Consider the following 21,305-nt stretch of genomic DNA (forward strand, 5'->3'; position numbering starts at 1 on the left):
CGCTCGAACCTCAGACGTTGAACCCGAGCGCCCGCAGCTGCTCGCGCCCGTCGTCCGTGATCTTGTCCGGGCCCCACGGCGGCATCCAGACCCAGTTGATGCGCAGTTCGTTGACGAGGCCGTCCGTGGCGGACTTGGCCTGGTCCTCGATGACATCGGTGAGCGGACAGGCCGCGGACGTCAGGGTCATGTCGACGGTCGCGATGTTCGCGTCGTCGACGTGGATGCCGTAGATGAGGCCGAGGTTGACGACGTCGATGCCCAGCTCGGGGTCGACGACGTCCATCAGCGCCTCACGGAGTTCCTCCTCCGAGGCCGGCTTCATCTCCACGGTCTCAGTCATGCCGTCTTCCTTTCGGCGTCGGCTCCGGTGTCCGCTCCGCCCAGCACCTGGGCCGTCGCGTCCTTCCACGCCATCCAGCTCAACAGGGCGCACTTCACCCGCGCCGGGTACTTGGAGACGCCGGCGAACGCGACCGCGTCCTCCAGCACCTCCTCCATCGCGTCGTCCGGCTCGATCCGGCCCTTGGACTGCATCAGCTCCAGGAAGGTCTCCTGGATCTTCTGCGCGTCGGCCAGGTCCTTGCCGACGAGCAGCTCGTTCAGTACGGAGGCGCTCGCCTGGCTGATCGAGCAGCCCTGGCCCTCGTACGACACGTCGCTGATCGTCGTGCCGTCGTACTTCACGCGCAGCGTGATCTCGTCGCCGCACGTCGGGTTGACGTGGTGCACCTCGGCGTCGCCGTCCCGCAAGCCCCGCCCGTGCGGGTTCTTGTAGTGGTCCAGGATGACGTCCTGGTACATCGAATCAAGCTTCACGACCTGCAGCCCCTCAGCCGAAGAAGTTCCGTACGTGCTCCAGGCCGTCGACCAGCGCGTCGATCTCGGTCGGCGTGGAGTACAGATAGAACGACGCTCGCGTGGTCGCAGGAATTCCGTACCTCAGGCAGACCGGCCGTGCGCAGTGGTGACCGACCCGGACCGCGATGCCCTGCTCGTCGAGGACCTGGCCCACGTCGTGCGGGTGGATGTCGCCGAGAGTGAAGGAGATCGCCGCGCCCCGGTCCTCGGCCGTGGTCGGGCCGATGATCCGCAGGTCCGGGACCTCTGTCAGCCGCTTCACCGCGTACTCGGTGAGCGCGTGCTCATGGGCGAGGATCTTGTCCATGCCGATCGAGCTCAGGTAGTCGATCGCCGCGCCCATGCCGACCGCCTGCGCGATCGGCGGGGTGCCCGCCTCGAACTTGTGCGGCGCCGGGGCGTACGTCGACGAGTGCATCGACACCGTCTCGATCATCTCACCGCCGCCCAGGAACGGAGGCAGGTCCTCCAGCAGCTCCTGGCGGCCCCAGAGGACACCGATGCCGGTCGGGCCGCACATCTTGTGGCCGGTGAAGGCCACGAAGTCGGCCTGCAGGGCCTGTACGTCCAGCGGCATGTGCGGCGCGGCCTGCGAGGCGTCGATACAGACCAGGGCGCCGACCTCCTGCGCCCGGCGCACTATCGCCTCGACCGGGTTCAGCGTGCCCAGGATGTTCGACACCAGTACGAAGGAGACGATCTTCGTCTTCTCCGTGATGATCTCGTCGATGTTGGACAGGTCCAGGCGGCCGTCGTCGGTCAGGCCGAACCACTTCAGCTTCGCGCCCGTGCGCTGCGCCAGCAGCTGCCAGGGGACGATGTTGGAGTGGTGCTCCATCTCCGTGATGACGATCTCGGTCTCGTGGTCCACCCGGTAGGGCTCGTCGGCCCAGCCGAGCATGTTGGCCACGAGGTTGAGCGACTCGGAGGCGTTCTTGGTGAAGATCACCTCGTCGCGGCTGGGCGCGTTGATGAACTCCGCGACCTTGTCACGGGCGCCCTCGTACAGCGCCGTGGCCTCCTCGGCGAGCACATGCACACCGCGGTGGACGTTGGCGTTGTAGCGCTCGTAGTACTCGTTCAGGGCGTCCAGCACCTGGCGCGGTTTCTGGCTGGTGGCCGCGTTGTCCAGGTACACGAGCTTCTGACCGTCGTGGACCTGGCGGTCCAGGATGGGGAAGTCCTTGCGGATCGCCTCGGTGTCGAGGAGGCCCGGCAGCTGTGTCACGCTGATACGCCACCCTTCGTGTATGCCTCGTAGCCCTCGTTCTCCAGCTTGTCCGCGAGCTCCGGGCCGCCGGACTCGGCGATACGGCCGCCCGCGAACACGTGGACGTGGTCGGGCTTGATGTAGCGCAGGATGCGCGTGTAGTGCGTGATCAGCAAGGTGCCGACCTCGCCCGTCTCACGGACGCGGTTCACACCCTCCGACACGACCCGCAGGGCGTCGACGTCCAGACCGGAGTCGGTCTCGTCGAGGATCGCGATCTTCGGCTTGAGCAGCTCCAGCTGGAGGATCTCGTGGCGCTTCTTCTCACCGCCGGAGAAGCCCTCGTTGACGTTGCGCTCGGCGAAGGCGGGGTCCATGTTGAGACGCTCCATGGTCTCCTTGACCTCCTTCACCCAGGTGCGCAGCTTGGGGGCCTCGCCACGGATCGCGGTGGCGGACGTACGGAGGAAGTTGGAGACCGAGACGCCGGGGACCTCGACCGGGTACTGCATGGCGAGGAAGAGACCCGCGCGGGCGCGCTCGTCGACGGACATCTCCAGGACGTCCTCGCCGTCGAGGGTGACGGTGCCGCCGGTGATCGTGTACTTCGGGTGACCCGCGAGGGAGTAGGCGAGGGTCGACTTGCCGGAGCCGTTCGGGCCCATGATGGCGTGCGTCTCGCCCTGCTTCACGGTGAGGTCGACACCCTTGAGGATTTCCTTCGTGCCGTTCTCGACCTCGACGGTGACGTGCAGGTCTCGGATTTCAAGCGTTGCCATGGGTGCCTCAGGACTCCTGGGTGAGGGAGACGAGCACGTCGTCCCCTTCGATCTTTACGGGGTATACGGGGACGGGGCGCGTCGCGGGAAGGCCGGACGGCTTGCCGGTGCGGAGGTCGAAGCAGGAACCGTGCAGCCAGCACTCGATCTGGCCGTCCTCCACCTCGCCCTCGGAGAGCGAGACGTTCGCGTGCGAGCAGATGTCGTGGATCGCGAACACCTCCCCCTCGGTACGGACGACCGAGACGGGCGTGCCGTCGAGTTCCACCCGCTTCGGGGTGTCCTCCTCCAGCTCGCTCAGCCCACAGGCGCGTACGAAAGCGGCCATCAGACCGACGCCTCCAGCTCCTCGTCGATCTTCACGAGCAGGCGCTCCTCGATGTCGTCGACGCCGATCTGCTGGACCAGTTCGGCGAAGAAGCCGCGGACCACCAGACGGCGGGCCTCGTCGGCCGGGATGCCGCGGGCCATCAGGTAGAAGAGCTGCTCGTCGTCGAAACGGCCGGTGGCGCTCGCGTGACCGGCGCCGACGATCTCGCCGGTCTCGATCTCCAGGTTCGGCACCGAGTCGACGCGGGCGCCGTCGGTGAGGACCAGGTTCCGGTTCATCTCGTACGTGTCCGTGCCCTCGGCCTTGGCCTCGATCAGCACGTCGCCGATCCACACCGCGTGCGCGTCGTCGCCCTGGAGCGCGCCCTTGTAGGCGACGTTCGACTTGCAGTGCGGGGTGTTGTGGTCGACCAGGAGGCGGTGCTCCTGGTGCTGGCCGGCGTCGGTGAAGTAGAGCCCGAAGAGCTCGGCCTCGCCGCCGGGGCCGGCGTACCGGACGCGCGGGTGCAGGCGTACGAGGTCGCCGCCGAAGGTGACGACCACGGACTTGAAGGAGGCGTCGCGGCCGACCAGCGCGTTGTGCTGGGCGACGTGGACGGCCTTCTCGTCCCAGTCCTGGACGGAGACGACGGTCAGCTTGGCCCCGTCGCCCAGGAGGTAGTCGACGTTGGCGGCGAGTACCGCGTCACCGGTGTGGTCGATGACGACGACGGCCTCGGCGAAGGCGCCCAGTTCGATGACCTGGTGGCCGTACGCGACCCCGCCCTCGCCGTGCACGGCGACACGGATCGGCTCGGTGAGCACCGTCTCCTTGGGGACGGTGACCACGCCGGCCTTCTCGAACGCCGAGTACGCCTGGGCGGCGACGCGGTCCACGGGGGTGCCCGCCCTGCCGAGGCGCGCGTCGTCGCGGCCGACGGTCTCGACGATGACGCCCTCGGGGGCCTGGACGTCCACCTTCACGCCGGTGCCGGTGGCGGTGGCGGTGCCGTCGTGCAGCCCGCGCAGCCGCTCCAGCGGGGTGAACCGCCACTCCTCCTCGCGGCCGTGCGGGACCGGGAAGTCCGCCACGTCGAAGGACGGGGGCGCGCTCATGCGCGTGGCGACGGTCGACTCGGCGGCCACCGCGATCTGGCCGGCGGTGGTGGATCCCAGCGGTGGGGGTCCCCCCGCCCGAGCGGATTCGAGGGTGGGGGAGTTCTGAGCCTCAGCCATGGCTGTCGGTCTGCTCTCTTCCTACGTGTTGCGGTCCTCGGCCCGCCGGGAAAGGGCGGGCCGCCGGGTGCTGGGACGGACGGCCGGTCAGCCGACCGCGCCTTCCATCTGCAGCTCGATCAGCCGGTTGAGCTCAAGTGCGTACTCCATGGGCAGCTCCTTCGCGATGGGCTCGACGAAGCCGCGCACGATCATGGCCATCGCCTCGAACTCGCTCAGACCGCGGCTCATCAGGTAGAAGAGCTGGTCCTCGGAGACCTTGGAGACGGTGGCCTCGTGGCCCATGGAGACGTCGTCCTCGCGTACGTCCACGTAGGGGTACGTGTCCGAGCGGGAGATGGTGTCGACGAGCAGCGCGTCACAGAGCACGTTGGACTTCGAGCCCGCGGCGCCCTCGCCGATCTCGACCAGACCGCGGTAGGAGGTACGGCCGCCACCACGCGCCACGGACTTCGACACGATGTTGGAGGACGTGTTCGGCGCCATGTGGACCATCTTGGAACCGGCGTCCTGGTGCTGCCCCTCGCCCGCGAAGGCGATGGAGAGGGTCTCGCCCTTGGCGTGCTCGCCCATCAGGTAGACGGCCGGGTACTTCATCGTCACCTTGGAGCCGATGTTGCCGTCGATCCACTCCATGGTCGCGCCCTCGTAGGCGACGGCGCGCTTGGTGACCAGGTTGTAGACGTTGTTCGACCAGTTCTGGATGGTCGTGTAGCGGCAGCGGGCGTTCTTCTTGACGATGATCTCGACCACGGCGCTGTGCAGCGAGTCCGACTTGTAGATCGGGGCGGTGCAGCCCTCGACGTAGTGCACATAGGCACCCTCGTCGACGATGATCAGGGTCCGCTCGAACTGGCCCATGTTCTCCGTGTTGATGCGGAAGTAGGCCTGGAGCGGGATCTCGACGTGCACGCCCGGCGGCACGTAGATGAAGGAGCCGCCCGACCACACGGCGCTGTTCAGCGACGCGAACTTGTTGTCGCCGACCGGGATGACGGTCCCGAAGTACTCCTTGAAGAGCTCCGGGTGCTCCTTCAGGGCCGTGTCGGTGTCGAGGAAGATGACGCCCTGCTCCTCCAGGTCCTCGCGGATCTGGTGGTAGACGACCTCCGACTCGTACTGGGCGGCGACACCGGCGACGAGGCGCTGCTTCTCCGCCTCCGGGATGCCGAGCTTGTCGTACGTGTTCTTGATGTCCTCGGGCAGGTCCTCCCAGGACTCCGCCTGCTTCTCCGTGGAGCGTACGAAGTACTTGATGTTGTCGAAGTCGATGCCCGACAGGTCCGAGCCCCAGTTCGGCATGGGCTTCTTCTCGAACAGGCGCAGGCCCTTGAGGCGGAGCTTGGTCATCCACTCCGGCTCGCTCTTCTTCTCGGAGATGTCGCGGACGACGTCCTCGTTGATGCCGCGCTTGGCAGAGGCGCCGGCCGTGTCGGAGTCGGCCCAGCCGTATTCGTACTTGCCCAGGCCCTCGAGTTCGGGGTGAGCAGTCTCCGTGGGGAGAGTCATGCGGGGTTCCTCCCGGCCGTGCTTGCAGATGCGTTGTGGGAAATCGACTTGGAAATCTTGGAGGTCTTCGACGTCCCGGGGATGAACGTCGTGCAGACACCGTCGCCGTGCGCGATGGTGGCGAGCCGCTGGACGTGCGTTCCGAGGAGCTCGGCGAAGAACTCCGTCTCCGCCTCGCACAGCTGCGGGAACTGCTCGGCGACATGGGCGACCGGGCAGTGGTGCTGGCAGAGCTGCTCACCCTCGTGGGGGTGCGGCGCGCTGCGCGCCGTAGCAGCGTACCCGTCCACGCTCAGGGCCTTGGCCAGGGCTTCGGTCTTCTGGTCGGGGGTGGCCGCCTCGACGGCCTTCCGGTACGCGACCGCCTGGGCGGCGATCCGGGCGCGGGCGAAGGCGGCGACCGCCTCGTCCCCGCCCTCGCGCTCGGCGATCCAGCGCAGGGCGTCCATGGCGAGCTTGTCGTAGGACTGGTCGAAGGCGTCCCGTCCGCAGTCCGTCAGGGCGAACACCTTGGCGGGCCGACCGCGCGTACGCGCGCCGTAGACCCGCTGCTCACGGGCCTCGACCACATCGTCGGCGGCGAGCGCGTCGAGGTGCCGCCGTACGGCCGCCTGGGTGAGCCCGAGCCGTCCGGCGAGTTCGGCGACGGTCGACGGGCCGTGGTCCAGGACGGACCGCGCGACCCGGTTGCGCGTCGAACGCTCACCGGTCGCCAGCTCCTCGTGAGGGGCCCCCACGGGAGTCTCCTGAGCCTCGCCGACGTTTTTCACAACGCCATTGTTGCGTAATTCCTCAGAGGCAGGCAAGCCGCGTCCGGATCACCGGGCGGTGCCGTGCATCACTTAGGCATACCTAATCCGACCTGCGGAAACGATCATCGATCGATCAAATCGGTGGCGCCGCGCGAGCCGCTCCGGGAGACTTCCGAACCATGTCGACACCCCCTCCGACCGGCCCACTCGTCACCCGGAGCACCCTCGCCGCGGAGCTGCGCTCCCTGGGTGTGGACCCCGGCGAGGCCCTCCTCGTCCACTCCTCCCTCAGCTCCCTCGGCTGGGTGTGCGGAGGGGCCGTCGCGGTCGTTCAGGGACTGCTCGACGCGCTCGGCCCGCACGGGACGCTGGTGGTGCCCACGCAGTCCGGCGAACTCTCCGATCCGGCGCTGTGGGCCAATCCGCCGGTGCCCGAGGAGTGGTGGGAGGACATCCGCGCGTCGATGCCCGCGTACGACCCGCGGGTCACGCCGACGCGCGGGGTCGGCGTGGTCCCCGAGACCGTACGCACCTGGCCGGGCGCCCTGCGCAGCGCGCACCCGCAGACGTCCTTCGCCGCGATCGGCCCGCGCGCGGCGGCGGTCGTCGACGGCCACGCACTCGACTGCCGTCTCGGCGAGCGCAGCCCGCTGGCCCGCCTGGAGGCGATGGACGCCCGGGTGCTCCTGCTCGGCGCGGGCTGGGACGCGTGCACGAGCTTCCACCTGGCCGAGTACCGGATCGCGTCACCGCTGGTCGAGGTGGGGCGGCCGGGCCCGGACGGCTGGGAGGTGGTGACCGAGGTGTCGATCTCCTCGGACCGGTTCGACGAACTGGGCCACGACTTCGAGCGGGACAACCCGGTGGTACGCGGCAGGGTGGGCGCGGCGGACGCGCGCCTGTTCCACGTCGCGGACGCGGTGGCGTACGCCGGGCGCTGGCTGGCGATGCACCGACCCCGCGAGGAGGAGACCGAGGGAGAGATCTCCGCCCCCGCCCACCTCGGCACCCGGTCGCCTACCTAGACTCTGGCCCATGCGAAGTGACCCCGTGGTACAGGTCCGGGCCCTGGTGAAACGGTACGGAGACAAGACCGCGGTCGACGGCCTCGATCTGGTGGCCGGGGCGGGCGTCACCGCCGTACTGGGCCCCAACGGCGCGGGCAAGACGACCACGGTGGAGACCTGCGAGGGGTACCGCAGGCCGGACTCGGGCACGGTCCGCGTCCTGGGCCTCGACCCCGTCCGACAGGGCCGCGACCTGCGCCCCCGCGTCGGCGTGATGCTCCAGTCCGGCGGCGTCTACTCGGGTGCCCGCGCCGACGAGATGCTGCGCCACGTGGCCGGGCTGCACGCGCACCCGCTGGACGTGGACGCGCTGATCGAGCGCCTGGGCCTCGCCGGTTGCGGCCGCACGACCTACCGGCGGCTCTCCGGCGGCCAGCAGCAGCGCCTGGCGCTGGCCATGGCCGTGGTCGGCCGGCCGGAGCTGGTCTTCCTCGACGAGCCCACCGCCGGACTGGACCCCCAGGCCCGCCGGGCGACCTGGGAACTCGTACGCGACCTGCGCGCCGACGGCGTCTCCGTCATCCTCACGACCCACTACATGGACGAGGCCGAGCAACTCGCCGACGACGTCGCGATCATCGACGCCGGCCGGGTCATCGCCCAGGGCTCCCCCGAGGACCTGTGCCGCGGCGGCGCCGAGAACACCCTGCGCTTCACCGGCCGCCCCGGTCTCGACGTGGGCTCCCTGCTCAAGGCGCTCCCCGCGGACAGCGCCGCCGCCGAACTGACACCGGGCGTGTACCGGGTCAGCGGCAAGGTCGACCCCCAGCTCCTCGCGACCGTCACGTCCTGGTGCGCCCAGCACGGGGTGATGCCGGACAGGATCTCGGTGGAGCGGCACACCCTGGAGGATGTCTTCCTGGAGCTGACCGGCAAGGAGCTGCGCTCATGAGCGCCGGTACGTACGCGCCGAAGCCGGGCGCCGCCCCGCTGCCCCGCATGATCGCGGCGCAGGCGGTGCTGGAGACGAAGATGCTGCTCCGCAACGGCGAGCAGCTGCTCCTGACGGTCGTGATCCCGACGCTGCTGCTGGTCCTGTTCAGCTCGGTGGACATCGTCGACACGGGATCCGGCGAAGCCGTGGACTTCCTCGCCCCCGGCATCCTCGCCCTCGCGGTGATGTCCACAGCCTTCACCGGCCAGGCCATCGCCACCGGCTTCGAACGCCGCTACGGCGTCCTCAAGCGCCTGGCCTCCTCGCCGCTCCCCCGCTGGGGCCTGATGACCGCGAAGACGCTGGCCGTGCTGGTCACGGAGGTCCTTCAGATCGCCCTCCTCACGGTGATCGCCTTCGCGCTGGGCTGGTCCCCGCAGGGCAACCCCTTCGCCGTACTCCTGCTCCTGATCCTCGGCACGGCCGCCTTCTCGGGCCTCGGCCTGCTGATGGCGGGCACGCTCAAGGCGGAGGCGACCCTCGCCGCCGCGAACCTGGTCTTCCTGCTGCTCCTGGTCGGCGGCGGGGTCGTCGTGCCGCTGGACAAGTTCCCGGACGCGGCCCAGAGCGCGCTGGGGCTGCTGCCGATCGCGGCGCTGTCGGACGGGCTGCGGGACGTGCTCCAGCACGGGGCCGGGATGCCGTGGGGGAACCTCGGGGTCCTGGCCGTGTGGGCGGTGCTGGGGCTGGGGGCGGCGGCGCGGTTCTTCCGGTGGGAGTGATGCGGGCTCGGTGACCCGCACGTTTTTCGAGGGCACCCTCGTGAAAACGTGCACAAGCCCCACGCCTACCATGGGCCCGTGCCAAACGTGACCCGCGCCGACGCCGCAGCCGCCGTGCGCAGCCCCCTCGCCTTCATCGCCGCACGCTGGACCCCGGACCCCCGGACGGTTCAGCGGGCCGCCCTCGCCGCGCTCGTCATGTCGGTGGTCATCGTGGTCACCGGCGGTGCCGTCCGGCTGACCGGTTCCGGGCTCGGCTGCCCGACCTGGCCCAAGTGCACCGAGGACTCGCTCACCAACACCAGCGAGATGGGCATCCACGGCGTCATCGAGTTCGGCAACCGCATGCTGACGTACGTACTGTGCGCGGCCGTCGGCTGGGCGATCATCGCCGCGCGCTCGCAGAAGCCGTACCGGCGGAGCCTCACCCGGCTCGGCTGGGCGCAGTTCTGGGTCGTCATGGGCAACGCGGTCCTCGGCGGCATCGTGGTCCTGGTCGGCCTCAACCCGTACACGGTCGCGGCCCACTTCCTGCTCTCCTCGGCCCTCATCGCGGTCGCCACGGTCATGTGGCAGCGCACGCGCGAGGGCGACGGGGAGCCGCGTCCGCTGGTCGGCAAGGCCGTGCGGCAACTGGTGTGGGTGCTGGTCGGCGCCACCGTGCTGCTGATCGCGGTCGGCACGGTGGTCACCGGCGCGGGTCCGCACGCGGGCGACTCCAGCGACATCGAGCGCATGCCGCTGGACTGGGAGAACGTCACCAAGCTGCACGCCGCCCTCGCCTGGGTCGTGGTGACGCTGGCCTTCGCCCTGTGGATCGTCCTCAAGGCGGTCGACGCCCCCAGGCTCCCTCTCGCTCAGACCCGCGACCTGATCCTGATCCTGCTCGCGCAGGGCTTCGTCGGATATGTGCAGTACTTCACCGACCTCCCCGAGGTCCTGGTCGGCACGCACATGCTCGGCTCCTGCCTGGTGTGGATCTTCACGCTCCGGGTGCTGCTCTCCCTGCGGGAGCGTCCGGAGGCCGGGGTGGACCTGCCGGGTCCGGCGGCGGAGACACCGGTGGCCACGCGCGCGTGAGTCACGTGTGGGCCCGTACCAGGGCATCGATCGCCGGGGCGAGGTAGGCCCTGGTCAGCTCGGCCCTGCGAGCCGTCCACCGCTCGTTCGGCGCCGGCCCGGGGCCGTTGTACCGTCGCCGCCTGACGTCCTCGACCACCTCCACGGGCGCGCCGAGGCCGGGCAGCAGGTCGAGGGCCTCCCTCTTGGTGATCAGCCGCCCCTCGTTCAGGGTGACCGCGGCACGGGCGTACGTGACGAGCCCCATGTCCACCCAGACGTCCCGCGTCCAGTTGCCGACCCGGTCGACCTCCCGCCGCCAGAAGTCCCGCTGGTCGCGCACCACGAACTCGGCGAGCTCACCGTCCGGGACGGGCGGCAGCAGGCCCTGGGGCGACTCGCCGTGCAGGACCAGCCCGAAAGTGTGCAGTTCGCGCCGCGTCACCGGGGTGACGGGGAACTTGACCAGGTGCTGGTGTCTCCGGATGAGGTGCCGTCGCTCCGCGCCTGCCGCCGTGCCGGGTGTCAGGTAGGCGCAGTGCAGCTTGTCGACAAGCGGTTCGGCACGCAGGCGGGCGTGCAGCCGGGCCACCCGCCAGACCGTCCTCGCCGTGATCGGGTCGTCCAGGACCGCGATCAGGTCCAGGTCGCTGCGGCCCTCCTGGTAGTCGCCCCCGGCCAGTGATCCATGGGCCCATACAGCGACGGGAGCGAGGTCCCGCAGTTCGGCGAGGAAGCGGTCGAGCAATGCGTCGGTCGTGTCTCTGTCGGTCATGTGCACGGTCTCCTGTCGGTCATGTGCACAGTCTGGACAGTTACTCCAGCCCGTACACCCGCCGCGCGTTTCCCACCGCGATCAGCCCGGCCACCCGCTGCGCGTCCGCCAGCGACCAGGAGCCCTCGGCCACCCAGGTCCCCAGCACCCGTGCCAGGGCCTCGCGGAACAGTCGGGCGGCCACGACGTGGAGTTCGGGCAGTCCCTGCGCGCCGCTGGAGAAGAGCAGCTTGCCGAAGGGGGCCAGCTCCAGCACCTCGGCGAGGACGGCGGCGGCCCTGGCTCCCGTGCGGACGAGTTCGGCGCCCAGGTCGGCGTAGACGTGCGGGAAGACCCCGGCGAGGTGGGCCGCGTGGCGGTGGTACGGGTAGCCGTGCAGCAGGACCAGGTCGGTGCCGAGGCCCGCCGTGGCGCGGGCGAAGTCCGTGAGGAGGGCGGGGTCGGTGTGGTCGATGCGCGGGCCGGGCCCGCCGAGGCCGGCGTGGAGCTGGAGGGGCAGGCCGGAGGCGACGGCGATCCAGAGCAGGTGCCGGAGCAGGACCGGGTCGGTGAGGGTGCCGCCGACCCGGCGGCCCGCGAGCCAGCGTCCGGCCGCGCCCCGCACCTCCCCCGGCCCCGGCGGTTCGGGCGCGAGCGCCAGACCGTGCCGTACGCCGGCCACGGACGTGAAGGCGACGGCGTTCGCGGCGGCCCCGTGCACCGACTCCGCGAGATTGGCGAGAAAGGACTCGACCGTGCCGGAGGTGTCGGCGACCTGCTCGGCGAGGAGTTCCAGGCGGACGATCTCGTGGGCGTCGGCGGCGCCCGTGGAGGCCATCTCGCCGGGTCCGGTGAGGTCGCCGGGCAGCCCGGTGTCGACGAGGTACGTCGTGATGCCGCTGCCCCGCAGCAGCCTGCGGCCCGCCTCCAGGACGCCCAGTTCGCGGCGCCGGGCCAGGTAGCGGGCGGGAGGACAGTGGGGTTCCAGGCCGAGCAGGGGCGGGCACCAGCGGCGTACCGCGAAGCCCGTCTGGGTGTCGAAGAAGGTGGTGCCGGGGGCCGGTGGACCCTCGCTGCGGGCGAGGTGGGCCTCGAAGGTGCCGAGGCCCAGCTCCGTTCGCAGGACGCCGTGGCAGTACTGGTCCACCAGGGACGGCGTTTCGATCATCCGGACTCCCCGCGTTGGACCGTGTGACTCCCACACGTCCTAACGGGTGAACCGGGCGCGAGGTGTTGCTCTCACGCACCCCGTCCGAACGACCGACGGTTGTCGGCCGAAGGCCCCATGCCGCCCCATATGCCTCATAGGCTCCAGGGCCTCAGTCGTTGCCGGGACCGCCCACCTGGATTCCCGCCATCCGCGACCACTCGTACGGCCCGGTCCTCACCTTGGCCGCGAAGTCGCCGTCGAAGTTCTCGTGCACGGTGATCCCGGCCTTCTTGACGGCCTGCTCGGCGACGGCGTACGTCGGGGCCATGAGGTCGCCCCAGCCGCCGTCCTCGCCGACGAGCACGATCCGGGCGCCGCGCTGCCCGACGTACGCGATCTGGCCCTCGGCCCCGCCGTGCGCCTTGGCGAAGGCACTGATCTCCTTGGCGAGCCTGGCCGCCTTGCGCTCCGCCCTGGCGGCCCGCTTGGCGTCGTCGGCCGTCTCGTCAACCTGCTGCGTGTCTGCCATGACCAAAATGCTACCGACGGGTAGATCGAACGGCGACGGGAGGGGTGCGTGGCCTTGACCACGCACCCCTCCCGAACGGAGACCGACGTACCCGACCGACGTGCCTACCGGAGGAAGGGGTCCACCGCGACCGCCACGAACAGGATCGACACATACGTGATCGACCAGTGGAACAGCCGCATCTCCTTGAGCTTGGCCCCCGTCGCCTCGGCCTTCGCCCGGTTCTGCAACCCGTGTGCCTCCCACAGCCAGAATCCGCCCGCCAGCAGCGCGACCAGCGTGTAGAACCAGCCCGTGTAGCCGAGCGGGGTCAGCAGCAGCGACACGGCGACCATCACCCAGCTGTAGATCACGATCTGCCGGGCGACCACCTTGTTGGAGGCGATGACCGGCAGCATCGGCACGCCCACGCGCGCGTAGTCCTCCCTGACCTTCATGGACAGCGGCCAGTAGTGCGGCGGCGTCCAGAAGAACATGACGAGGAAGAGGACGATCGGCGCCCAGGACATGGAATTCGTGACGGACGACCAACCGATGAGCACGGGGAGACAGCCGGCGATGCCGCCCCACACGATGTTCTGCGACGTACGGCGCTTCAGGATCATCGTGTAGACGACGACGTAGAAGAGGAGCGCGCCGAGGGCGAGCCAGGCGGACAGCCAGTTGACGGTCAGGCCGAACAGCAGGGTGGAGACGACGGCGAGGGTGATACCGAAGGTGAGGCATTCGCGCGGGCTGACCATGCCGGTGACCAGCGGACGCTGCGAGGTGCGGTCCATCAGCGCGTCGATGTCGCGGTCGATGTACATGTTCAGCGCGTTGGCGCCGCCCGCGGAGAGGTAGCCGCCGACGCAGGTGAGCAGTACCAGCTTCAGGTCCGGCACGCCCTGTTCGGCGAGGAACATCACCGGAACCGTGGTGATCAGCAGAAGCTCGATGATCCGCGGCTTGGTCAGCGCCACGAACGCTTTGACGCGGGCCCCGAACGGCCGCTGGCCCCGGCTGCTGCTCGCGCCGCTCGCGCCAAGCACCCCCGCTGGACGGGATTCGACGGCCGTCACGCACACCCCTGACAGAGACATCCCAGCAAGCCCCCGGTGTGAACTCCCGGTAAAGGCTCGCGCGTACTCACGGAACTGTATCCGCTGCCCGAACCGCGTCCTTCGTGGGGGTGGGGTCGTGTTGAGAGGCCCGCGTGAGGGGCCGATCAAAGAGCCGGATCACTCTCGATTGAGCACTCGGATGCATGCCTCCGTATTCAGATGTCGAATACGGAACGTGCCTGGTCTCACCATGCGGAATCCCTAGTCGGGAGACAGATGCCGGTTGGTCCCGGCAGTCTGGAATGGCTCGAAAAAACACACGTTCCTACGGGATAGGCTCGACAGCGGCCGGTGGGCACCCAGTGCACCGGCAGCCGGTGGGCAGACGCCCAGTACACCGGCCTTCGACATGTGGAGAGGAGCCCTGACCCAGGGTGAGCACCAAGCCGACCACTACAGACCTCGAGTGGACCGAGTTGGACCAGCGGGCCGTCGACACCGCCCGCGTCCTGGCCGCCGACGCCGTACAGAAGGTCGGCAACGGCCATCCGGGTACGGCGATGAGCCTCGCGCCGGCCGCGTACACGCTGTTCCAGAAGGTGATGCGCCACGACCCGGCGGACCCGGACTGGACCGGCCGCGACCGGTTCGTGCTGTCCGCGGGCCACTCGTCCCTGACCCTCTACATCCAGCTGTACCTGGGCGGCTTCGGCCTGGAGCTGGACGACCTGAAGGCCTTCCGTACCTGGGGCTCGAAGACCCCGGGCCACCCCGAGTACGGGCACACCAAGGGCGTCGAGACGACGACCGGGCCGCTCGGCCAGGGTGTCGCCAACGCGGTGGGCATGGCGATGGCCGCCCGCTACGAGCGCGGTCTGTTCGACCCGGACGCCCCCGAGGGCGAGTCCCCGTTCGACCACCACATCTTCGCGATCGCCGGTGACGGCTGCCTCCAGGAGGGCATCTCCGCCGAGGCGTCCTCCATGGCCGGTCACCAGAAGCTCGGCAACCTGATCCTGCTGTGGGACGACAACCACATCTCGATCGAGGGCGACACGGAGACGGCCGTCTCCGAGGACACGGTGAAGCGGTACGAGGCCTACGGCTGGCATGTGCAGCGCGTGGAGCCGCTGGCGAACGGCGACCTGGACCCGGCCGCCCTTTTCGCCTCGATCGAGGCCGCGAAGGCGGTCACGGACAAGCCGTCGTTCATCGCGATGCGCTCGATCATCGCCTGGCCCGCGCCGAACGCGCAGAATACCGAGGCCGCGCACGGCTCGGCGCTCGGCGCCGAGGAGGTCGCCGCCACCAAGCGCGTCCTCGGCTTCGACCCGGAGCAGGACTTCGAGGTCTCCGACGCGGTCATCGGCCACACGCGCGCGCTCGCCGAGCGCGGCCGCGACGCCCGCGCCCAGTGGGAGAAGCAGCTCCAGGAGTGGCGCAACAACAACCCCGAGCGCGCCGCCGAGTTCGACCGCGTCGTCACCGGTGAGCTCCCGGAGGGCTGGGAGTCGCACCTGCCGGTGTTCGAGGCGGGCACGGGCGTCGCCACGCGTGCCGCCTCCGGCAAGGTGCTCCAGGCGCTCGGCGCGGTGATCCCCGAGCTGTGGGGCGGCTCCGCCGACCTCGCCGGCTCGAACAACACCACCATCGACAAGACGAGTTCGTTCCTCCCGGCGGACAACCCGCTGGCGGAGGCCGACCCTTACGGCCGCACGATCCACTTCGGCATCCGCGAGCACGCCATGGCCGCGGAGATGAACGGCATCGCGCTGCACGGCAACACCCGTATCTACGGCGGCACGTTCCTCGTCTTCTCCGACTACATGCGCAACGCGGTCCGCCTGTCCGCGCTGATGCACCTGCCGGTGACGTACGTCTGGACGCACGACTCCATCGGCCTCGGCGAGGACGGCCCGACCCACCAGCCCATCGAGCACCTCGCCACGCTGCGCGCCATCCCCGGCCTGAACATCGTCCGTCCGGCCGACGCCAACGAGACCGCGATCGCCTGGCGCGAGATCCTCAAGCGCTACACCAAGGAGTTCGGCAAGGGCGCCCCGCACGGCCTCGCGCTGACCCGCCAGGGCGTGCCGACGTACGAGCCCAACGAGGGTGCGGCGAAGGGCGGTTACGTGCTGTTCGAGGCTGAAGGCGGCGAGCCGCAGGTCGTCCTCATCGCCACCGGTTCCGAGGTGCATGTCGCGGTCGAGGCGCGTGAGCAGCTCCAGGCGCAGGGCGTGCCGACCCGGGTGGTCTCCATGCCGTCCGTGGAGTGGTTCGAGGAGCAGGACCAGGGGTACCGGGACAGCGTTCTGCCGCCGGCCGTCAAGGCGCGCGTGGCGGTCGAGGCCGGGGTCGGTCTGACCTGGCACCGGTTCGTCGGGGACGCCGGCCGCATCGTTTCGCTGGAGCACTTCGGCGCTTCGGCCGACGGCAAGGTCCTCTTCCGCGAGTTCGGTTTCACTGCCGACAACGTGGCCGCCGCCGCCCGGGAATCCCTGACGGCCGCCCAGCGCTGACGCTCACATACGACACGTAGGAGTTGCAATTTCCATGACAGACGCACTGAAGCTCCTCTCCGAGGAAGGCGTCGCGATCTGGCTGGACGACCTGTCGCGCAAGCGCATCACGTCCGGCAACCTCGCCGAACTGATCGACGAGCAGCACGTCGTGGGCGTCACCACCAACCCGTCGATCTTCCAGAAGGCGATCTCCAGCGGTGACGGCTACGAGCAGCAGCTCGCCGACCTCGCCGCCCGCCAGGTCACCGTGGAAGAGGCCATCCGCATGATCACGACGGCGGACGTCCGTGACGCCGCCGACATCCTGCGCCCGGTCTTCGACGCCACCGGCGGCCAGGACGGCCGGGTCTCCATCGAGGTCGACCCGCGACTGGCACACAACACCAAGGCGACCATCGCCGAGGCCAAGCAGCTCGCCTGGCTCGTCGACCGCCCGAACACCCTCATCAAGATCCCGGCGACGAAGGCGGGCCTGCCGGCGATCACCGAGACCATCGGGCTCGGCATCAGCGTCAACGTCACGCTGATCTTCTCGCTGGAGCGCTACCGCGAGGTCATGGACGCGTACCTGGCGGGTCTGGAGAAGGCGAAGGAGCGGGGCCTGGACCTCTCCAAGATCCACTCCGTCGCGTCCTTCTTCGTGTCCCGCGTGGACACCGAGATCGACAAGCGCATCGACGCGCTCGGCACGGACGAGGCGCTCGCCCTGCGCGGCAGGTCGGCCCTCGCCAACGCGCGGCTCGCCTACCAGGCGTACGAGGAGGTCTTCTCTTCGGCGCGCTGGCTGGAGCTCGACAAGGCGCAGGCCAACAAGCAGCGCCCGCTGTGGGCCTCGACGGGCGTCAAGGACAAGGCGTACAAGGACACCCTGTACGTCGACGACCTGGTCGCGCCGAACACCGTCAACACCATGCCGGAGGCGACCCTGTTCGCCACCGAGGACCACGGCGAGATCACCGGCAACACCGTCGCCGGGACGTACGAGCAGGCCCGTGCCGACCTGAACGCGGTCGAGAAGCTCGGGATCGCTTACGACGACGTGGTCCAGCTCCTGGAGGACGAGGGCGTCGAGAAGTTCGAGGCGTCCTGGATTGACCTGCTCAAGTCGACCGAGGCGGAACTGAAGCGCCTCGCACCCTCGGAGGGCTGATCCACCTTGTCAAGCAGCAATCCGCTGCGTGACGCCGCGGACCGACGGCTCCCGCGTATCGCGGGGCCGTCGGGCCTGGTCATCTTCGGCGTCACGGGTGATTTGTCACGCAAGAAGCTGATGCCTGCCGTGTACGACCTCGCCAACCGCGGACTGCTGCCACCGGGCTTCTCGCTCGTCGGCTTCGCCCGCCGTGAGTGGCAGGACGAGGACTTCGCGCAGGAGGTCCACGACGCGGTCAAGGAACACGCCCGCACTCCCTTCCGGGAGGAGGTCTGGCAGCAGCTCATCCAGGGCATGCGCTTCGTCCAGGGCACCTTCGACGACGACGACGCCTTCGAGCGGCTGCGCGAGACGATCAACGAACTGGACAAGGCGCAGGGGACGGGCGGCAACTTCGCCTTCTACCTGTCCGTGCCGCCGTCCGCCTTCCCCGTGGTCATCCAGCAGCTGAGGAAGCACAGCCTGGCCGACCAGACCAGCGGCTCCTGGCGGCGTGCCGTCATCGAGAAGCCCTTCGGTCACAACCTGGAGTCGGCCGAGAAGCTGAACGCGATCGTCCACGAGGTCTTCGCCCCGGACCAGGTCTTCCGCATCGACCACTACCTGGGCAAGGAGACCGTCCAGAACATCCTGGCGCTCCGCTTCGCCAACCAGATGTTCGAGCCGATCTGGAACCGGTCCTTCGTCGACCATGTGCAGATCACCATGGCCGAGGACATCGGCATCGGCGGCCGCGCCGGCTACTACGACGGCATCGGTGCCGCCCGTGACGTCATCCAGAACCACCTGCTCCAGCTGATGGCCCTCACCGCCATGGAGGAGCCCGCGTCCTTCGACGCGGACGCGCTCGCCGCCGAGAAGACCAAGGTGCTCGGCGCGGTCAAGCTGCCGAAGGACCTGGGCCGGGACACCGTGCGCGGTCAGTACGCGGCCGGCTGGCAGGGCGGCGAGAAGGCGGTCGGCTACCTCGAAGAGGACGGCATCGACCCCAAGTCGAAGACCGACACATACGCGGCGATCAAGCTGGAGATCGACAACCGCCGCTGGGCCGGAGTCCCCTTCTACCTGCGCACCGGCAAGCGCCTGGGCCGCCGGGTGACGGAGATCGCGGTGGTCTTCCAGCGCGCCCCGCACTCCCCCTTCGACACCACCGCCACCGAGGAACTGGGGCAGAACGCGATCGTCATCCGCGTCCAGCCCGACGAGGGCGTCACCGTCCGCTTCGGCTCCAAGGTGCCGGGCACGTCCATGGAGATCCGGGACGTGTCCATGGACTTCGCGTACGGCGAGTCGTTCACGGAGTCCAGCCCGGAGGCGTACGAGCGGCTGATCCTCGACGTCCTGCTCGGCGACTCGAACCTCTTCCCGCGCACCGAGGAGGTCGAGTTGTCCTGGAAGATCCTCGACCCGATCGAGGAGTACTGGGACCAGCACGGCAAGCCGGCGCAGTACCCGTCCGGCACGTGGGGTCCCGTCGAGGCGGACGAGATGCTCGAACGAGACGGACGGAGCTGGCGTCGGCCATGAAAACAGACCTCACGGACACCACGGCCAGCAAGATCAACAAGGCGCTCGTGCAGGGGCGCCGGGCGATCGGCACTCCCGCCGTGGGCATGGTACTCACCCTGGTCATCGTCACCGACGAGGAGAACGCCTACGACGCCCTGAAGGCCGCGAGCGACGCCTCGCACGAGCATCCCTCGCGCACGCTCGTGGTCATCAAGCGCGTCTCGCGCTCGCCTCGCGACCGCACGAAGTCGCACCTCGACGCGGAGGTCCGCGTGGGCGCCGACGCGGGCACCGGCGAGACGGTCGTCCTGCGGCTGTACGGCGAGGTCGTCGACCACGCCCAGTCGGTGGTCCTGCCGCTGCTGCTGCCGGACGCCCCGGTCGTCGTCTGGTGGCCGGTCAACGCGCCGCTGGACCCGGCCAAGGACCCGCTGGGCGCCCTGGCGCAGCGCCGCGTCACCGACACCTACGCCGCCGAGCAGCCCATCCGCGAGCTGGACGCCCGCTCCGCGGTCTACACCCCCGGCGACACGGATCTGTCGTGGACCCGCATCACGCCCTGGCGCTCGATGCTGGCCGCGGCCCTCGACCAGGTCACCTGCGAGGTCGAGGCGGTCGAGGTCGAGGGCGAGGAGTACAACCCGAGCTGCGAACTGCTCGCGATGTGGCTCGCCGACCGCCTGGCCGTCCCGGTCAAGCGCTCCCTGTCCTCCGGCCCCGGCCTCACCGCGGTCCGCATGTCCACGAGCTGCGGCCCGATCACGCTGGACCGCGCGGACGGTTCGCTGGCGACCCTGTCCATCCAGGGCCAGCCCGACCGGGCGGTGGCGCTGAAGCGGCGGGACACGTCGGAGCTGATCGCGGAGGAGCTGCGGCGGCTGGACCCGGACGACACGTATGCGTCCGCGCTGCGGTACGGGGTGGAGAAGCTGGCGGGTCTTCCGGGGGCTGCGGGTTCTTCGGGGGCCGGGGGGCTTTCGGGGTCTGCGGGTGCTGCGGGTTCTTCAGGAGCTGCGGGGCCTTCGGGGTCTGCGGGCGCTGAGGGTTCTTCAGGGGCCGCAGGGCTTTCAGGGTCTGCAGGTGCTGCAGATTCTTCAGGAGCTACGGGGCCTTCGGGGGCTACGGGCGCTGCGGGTCCTTCGGGTGCCGATGCCACGGCTCCGGCGCGGGCGGCGGTGAAGGCGGCGGCCTCGGCGGCGGCCGCCACGACGACGGCCGCTGCTCCGGCCCCCGCCCCGGCCTCGACTTCGGCCGACGCCTCGGCGAGCGCGGCCTCGGCCGCCGCTTCCGCCGCCGCCTCGGCGAAGCGGGCCGCCGCGAAGAAGGCCTCGAAGAAGGCGGCCACGAAGTGAGTACCCCGCAACTGGTCGTCCACCACGACAAGGAGCTGATGGCCCAGGCCGCGGCTGCCCGCCTGATCACCAAGGTCGTGGACGCACAGGCCTCGCGCGGCCACGCCTCGGTGGTCCTCACCGGTGGCCGCAACGGCAACGGCCTGCTGGCCGCGCTGGCCGCCGCCCCTGCCCGGGACGCCATCGACTGGAGCCGTCTGGACCTGTGGTGGGGCGACGAGCGGTTCCTGCCCGAGGGCGACCCGGACCGCAACGTCACCCAGGCCCGCGAAGCGCTCCTCGACTCCGTACCCCTGGACCCGAAGCGCGTGCACGCCATGCCCGCGTCGGACGGCCCGTACGGCGCGGACGTGGACGCGGCGGCCGCCGGGTACGGGGAGGAGCTGGCGCGGGCCGCGGGCCCGGAGAACCATGGGGCCGTGCCAACCTTCGACGTGCTGATGCTCGGTGTCGGCCCGGACACGCACGTGGCGTCGCTGTTCCCCGAACTGCCCGCGGTCCGCGAGACCGACCGCACAGTGGTGGGCGTCCACGGCGCCCCGAAGCCCCCGCCGACCCGCGTCACCCTCACCCTGCCCGCGATCCGCGCCGCCCGCGAGGTCTGGCTCCTCGCGGCCGGTGAGGACAAGGCCCGGGCCGCGGCGATCGCCCTCTCGGGCGCGGGCGAGATCCAGGCCCCGGCAGCGGGTGCCTACGGCCGCGCCCGCACGCTGTGGCTCCTGGACGCGGCGGCGGCCTCGCAGCTGCCGAGGTCGCTGTACCCACCGGCTTCGCCCTGAGCCCTGAACGCTGAGCCCTGCCCTGCCCTTTGAGCCCCGGGTGCCGCGCGCCGAGCTTTCCAACTCGGCGCGC

At 70.0% G+C, this 21,305-nt stretch carries 21 protein-coding genes; 9 read left to right on the top strand and 12 right to left on the bottom strand.

Annotated elements, in window-relative coordinates; all coding sequences use genetic code 11:
• Positions 1–10: 10 nt before the first annotated feature.
• The 8 genes from ACWD3C_RS08135 to ACWD3C_RS08170 all read right to left on the bottom strand — a co-directional run bounded on the left by ACWD3C_RS08135 (position 11) and on the right by ACWD3C_RS08170 (position 6,674).
• The gene (locus ACWD3C_RS08135) at positions 11–343 is read right to left on the bottom strand and encodes a metal-sulfur cluster assembly factor (protein ID WP_451141331.1); all 333 of its coding nucleotides are present in this window, start codon (positions 341–343) and stop codon (positions 11–13) included.
• The gene (gene sufU, locus ACWD3C_RS08140) at positions 340–819 is read right to left on the bottom strand and encodes a Fe-S cluster assembly sulfur transfer protein SufU (RefSeq protein WP_451141333.1); all 480 of its coding nucleotides are present in this window, start codon (positions 817–819) and stop codon (positions 340–342) included. Before sufU ends, ACWD3C_RS08135 begins: the two co-directional genes overlap by 4 nt.
• Positions 820–832: 13 nt before the next feature.
• Positions 833–2,089 (bottom strand): cysteine desulfurase, encoded by a 1,257-nt coding sequence (locus ACWD3C_RS08145; RefSeq protein WP_451141335.1) that lies wholly within the window; start codon positions 2,087–2,089, stop codon positions 833–835.
• The gene (gene sufC, locus ACWD3C_RS08150) at positions 2,086–2,850 is read right to left on the bottom strand and encodes a Fe-S cluster assembly ATPase SufC (RefSeq protein WP_451141338.1); all 765 of its coding nucleotides are present in this window, start codon (positions 2,848–2,850) and stop codon (positions 2,086–2,088) included. The genes ACWD3C_RS08145 and sufC overlap by 4 nt, the downstream gene beginning before the upstream one ends.
• 7 nt (positions 2,851–2,857) lie before the next feature.
• The gene (locus ACWD3C_RS08155) at positions 2,858–3,178 is read right to left on the bottom strand and encodes a non-heme iron oxygenase ferredoxin subunit (protein ID WP_451141340.1); all 321 of its coding nucleotides are present in this window, start codon (positions 3,176–3,178) and stop codon (positions 2,858–2,860) included.
• Positions 3,178–4,395: a Fe-S cluster assembly protein SufD gene (gene sufD / locus ACWD3C_RS08160; RefSeq protein WP_451141342.1), complete on the bottom strand. Its 1,218-nt coding sequence runs from the start codon at positions 4,393–4,395 to the stop codon at positions 3,178–3,180. The genes ACWD3C_RS08155 and sufD overlap by 1 nt, the downstream gene beginning before the upstream one ends.
• 87 nt (positions 4,396–4,482) lie before the next feature.
• Positions 4,483–5,904 carry a Fe-S cluster assembly protein SufB gene (sufB, locus tag ACWD3C_RS08165; protein WP_451141344.1) on the bottom strand — a complete coding sequence of 474 codons (1,422 nt, stop codon included), beginning with the start codon at positions 5,902–5,904 and terminating at the stop codon, positions 4,483–4,485.
• Positions 5,901–6,674 carry a helix-turn-helix transcriptional regulator gene (locus tag ACWD3C_RS08170; protein ID WP_451141346.1) on the bottom strand — a complete coding sequence of 258 codons (774 nt, stop codon included), beginning with the start codon at positions 6,672–6,674 and terminating at the stop codon, positions 5,901–5,903. The genes sufB and ACWD3C_RS08170 overlap by 4 nt, the downstream gene beginning before the upstream one ends.
• A 161-nt stretch (positions 6,675–6,835) precedes the next feature.
• Here ACWD3C_RS08170 and ACWD3C_RS08175 point away from each other — a divergent pair, with 161 nt between their 5' ends.
• From ACWD3C_RS08175 to ACWD3C_RS08190, 4 genes are all read left to right on the top strand, one after another.
• A complete protein-coding gene (locus ACWD3C_RS08175) occupies positions 6,836–7,681 on the top strand; it encodes an aminoglycoside N(3)-acetyltransferase (protein WP_451141348.1) in 846 nt (281 codons plus the stop codon).
• A 10-nt stretch (positions 7,682–7,691) separates the two neighbouring features.
• Positions 7,692–8,615: an ABC transporter ATP-binding protein gene (locus tag ACWD3C_RS08180; RefSeq protein WP_451141350.1), complete on the top strand. Its 924-nt coding sequence runs from the start codon at positions 7,692–7,694 to the stop codon at positions 8,613–8,615.
• Complete coding sequence (locus ACWD3C_RS08185; RefSeq protein ID WP_451141352.1) at positions 8,612–9,379, top strand: ABC transporter permease; 768 nt, start codon at positions 8,612–8,614, stop codon at positions 9,377–9,379. Before ACWD3C_RS08180 ends, ACWD3C_RS08185 begins: the two co-directional genes overlap by 4 nt.
• 87 nt (positions 9,380–9,466) lie before the next feature.
• Positions 9,467–10,459 carry a COX15/CtaA family protein gene (locus ACWD3C_RS08190; RefSeq protein ID WP_451141432.1) on the top strand — a complete coding sequence of 331 codons (993 nt, stop codon included), beginning with the start codon at positions 9,467–9,469 and terminating at the stop codon, positions 10,457–10,459.
• A 1-nt stretch (position 10,460) separates the two neighbouring features.
• Here the strand turns inward: ACWD3C_RS08190 and ACWD3C_RS08195 are convergent, their stop codons facing one another.
• The 4 genes from ACWD3C_RS08195 to ACWD3C_RS08210 all read right to left on the bottom strand — a co-directional run bounded on the left by ACWD3C_RS08195 (position 10,461) and on the right by ACWD3C_RS08210 (position 13,938).
• Positions 10,461–11,213, bottom strand: a complete 753-nt coding sequence (locus ACWD3C_RS08195) for a nucleotidyltransferase domain-containing protein (RefSeq protein ID WP_451141354.1) — start codon at positions 11,211–11,213, stop codon at positions 10,461–10,463.
• A 40-nt stretch (positions 11,214–11,253) separates the two neighbouring features.
• Positions 11,254–12,360 carry an amidohydrolase family protein gene (locus ACWD3C_RS08200; protein ID WP_451141356.1) on the bottom strand — a complete coding sequence of 369 codons (1,107 nt, stop codon included), beginning with the start codon at positions 12,358–12,360 and terminating at the stop codon, positions 11,254–11,256.
• Positions 12,361–12,511: 151 nt separating this feature from the next.
• On the bottom strand, positions 12,512–12,871 hold the full coding sequence (locus ACWD3C_RS08205) for a hypothetical protein (protein WP_451141358.1): 360 nt from the start codon (positions 12,869–12,871) through the stop codon (positions 12,512–12,514).
• Positions 12,872–12,975: 104 nt separating this feature from the next.
• Positions 12,976–13,938 (bottom strand): heme o synthase, encoded by a 963-nt coding sequence (locus ACWD3C_RS08210; protein ID WP_451141434.1) that lies wholly within the window; start codon positions 13,936–13,938, stop codon positions 12,976–12,978.
• A 410-nt stretch (positions 13,939–14,348) separates the two neighbouring features.
• Here ACWD3C_RS08210 and tkt point away from each other — a divergent pair, with 410 nt between their 5' ends.
• Genes tkt through pgl form a run of 5 tightly spaced genes read left to right on the top strand, consistent with a single transcriptional unit; the run spans position 14,349 to position 21,232 of the window.
• Positions 14,349–16,436: a transketolase gene (gene tkt, locus ACWD3C_RS08215; RefSeq protein ID WP_451141360.1), complete on the top strand. Its 2,088-nt coding sequence runs from the start codon at positions 14,349–14,351 to the stop codon at positions 16,434–16,436.
• Positions 16,437–16,470: 34 nt separating this feature from the next.
• Positions 16,471–17,589: a transaldolase gene (tal, locus tag ACWD3C_RS08220; RefSeq protein WP_451141362.1), complete on the top strand. Its 1,119-nt coding sequence runs from the start codon at positions 16,471–16,473 to the stop codon at positions 17,587–17,589.
• Positions 17,590–17,595: 6 nt separating this feature from the next.
• Positions 17,596–19,119, top strand: coding sequence for a glucose-6-phosphate dehydrogenase (gene zwf / locus ACWD3C_RS08225; RefSeq protein ID WP_451141364.1), 1,524 nt, complete (start codon positions 17,596–17,598; stop codon positions 19,117–19,119).
• The gene (gene opcA / locus ACWD3C_RS08230) at positions 19,116–20,453 is read left to right on the top strand and encodes a glucose-6-phosphate dehydrogenase assembly protein OpcA (RefSeq protein WP_451141366.1); all 1,338 of its coding nucleotides are present in this window, start codon (positions 19,116–19,118) and stop codon (positions 20,451–20,453) included. The genes zwf and opcA overlap by 4 nt, the downstream gene beginning before the upstream one ends.
• Positions 20,450–21,232, top strand: a complete 783-nt coding sequence (pgl, locus tag ACWD3C_RS08235; protein ID WP_451141368.1) for a 6-phosphogluconolactonase — start codon at positions 20,450–20,452, stop codon at positions 21,230–21,232. Before opcA ends, pgl begins: the two co-directional genes overlap by 4 nt.
• The last annotated feature ends 73 nt before the right edge of the window (positions 21,233–21,305 follow it).

This window comes from Streptomyces sp. NPDC002845, assembly GCF_053591955.1.

Excerpts from the sequence above, each read along its gene's own strand:
- ACWD3C_RS08135 (WP_451141331.1), bottom strand. The coding sequence starts at position 343 with ATGACTGAGACCGTGGAGATGAAGCCGGCCTCGGAGGAGGAACTCCGT.
- sufC (WP_451141338.1), bottom strand. The coding sequence starts at position 2,850 with ATGGCAACGCTTGAAATCCGAGACCTGCACGTCACCGTCGAGGTCGAG.
- ACWD3C_RS08155 (WP_451141340.1), bottom strand. The coding sequence starts at position 3,178 with ATGGCCGCTTTCGTACGCGCCTGTGGGCTGAGCGAGCTGGAGGAGGAC.
- sufD (WP_451141342.1), bottom strand. The coding sequence starts at position 4,395 with ATGGCTGAGGCTCAGAACTCCCCCACCCTCGAATCCGCTCGGGCGGGG.
- sufB (WP_451141344.1), bottom strand. The coding sequence starts at position 5,904 with ATGACTCTCCCCACGGAGACTGCTCACCCCGAACTCGAGGGCCTGGGC.
- ACWD3C_RS08175 (WP_451141348.1), top strand. The coding sequence starts at position 6,836 with ATGTCGACACCCCCTCCGACCGGCCCACTCGTCACCCGGAGCACCCTC.
- ACWD3C_RS08180 (WP_451141350.1), top strand. The coding sequence starts at position 7,692 with ATGCGAAGTGACCCCGTGGTACAGGTCCGGGCCCTGGTGAAACGGTAC.
- ACWD3C_RS08185 (WP_451141352.1), top strand. The coding sequence starts at position 8,612 with ATGAGCGCCGGTACGTACGCGCCGAAGCCGGGCGCCGCCCCGCTGCCC.
- ACWD3C_RS08195 (WP_451141354.1), bottom strand. The coding sequence starts at position 11,213 with ATGACCGACAGAGACACGACCGACGCATTGCTCGACCGCTTCCTCGCC.
- ACWD3C_RS08200 (WP_451141356.1), bottom strand. The coding sequence starts at position 12,360 with ATGATCGAAACGCCGTCCCTGGTGGACCAGTACTGCCACGGCGTCCTG.
- ACWD3C_RS08205 (WP_451141358.1), bottom strand. The coding sequence starts at position 12,871 with ATGGCAGACACGCAGCAGGTTGACGAGACGGCCGACGACGCCAAGCGG.
- tal (WP_451141362.1), top strand. The coding sequence starts at position 16,471 with ATGACAGACGCACTGAAGCTCCTCTCCGAGGAAGGCGTCGCGATCTGG.
- opcA (WP_451141366.1), top strand. The coding sequence starts at position 19,116 with ATGAAAACAGACCTCACGGACACCACGGCCAGCAAGATCAACAAGGCG.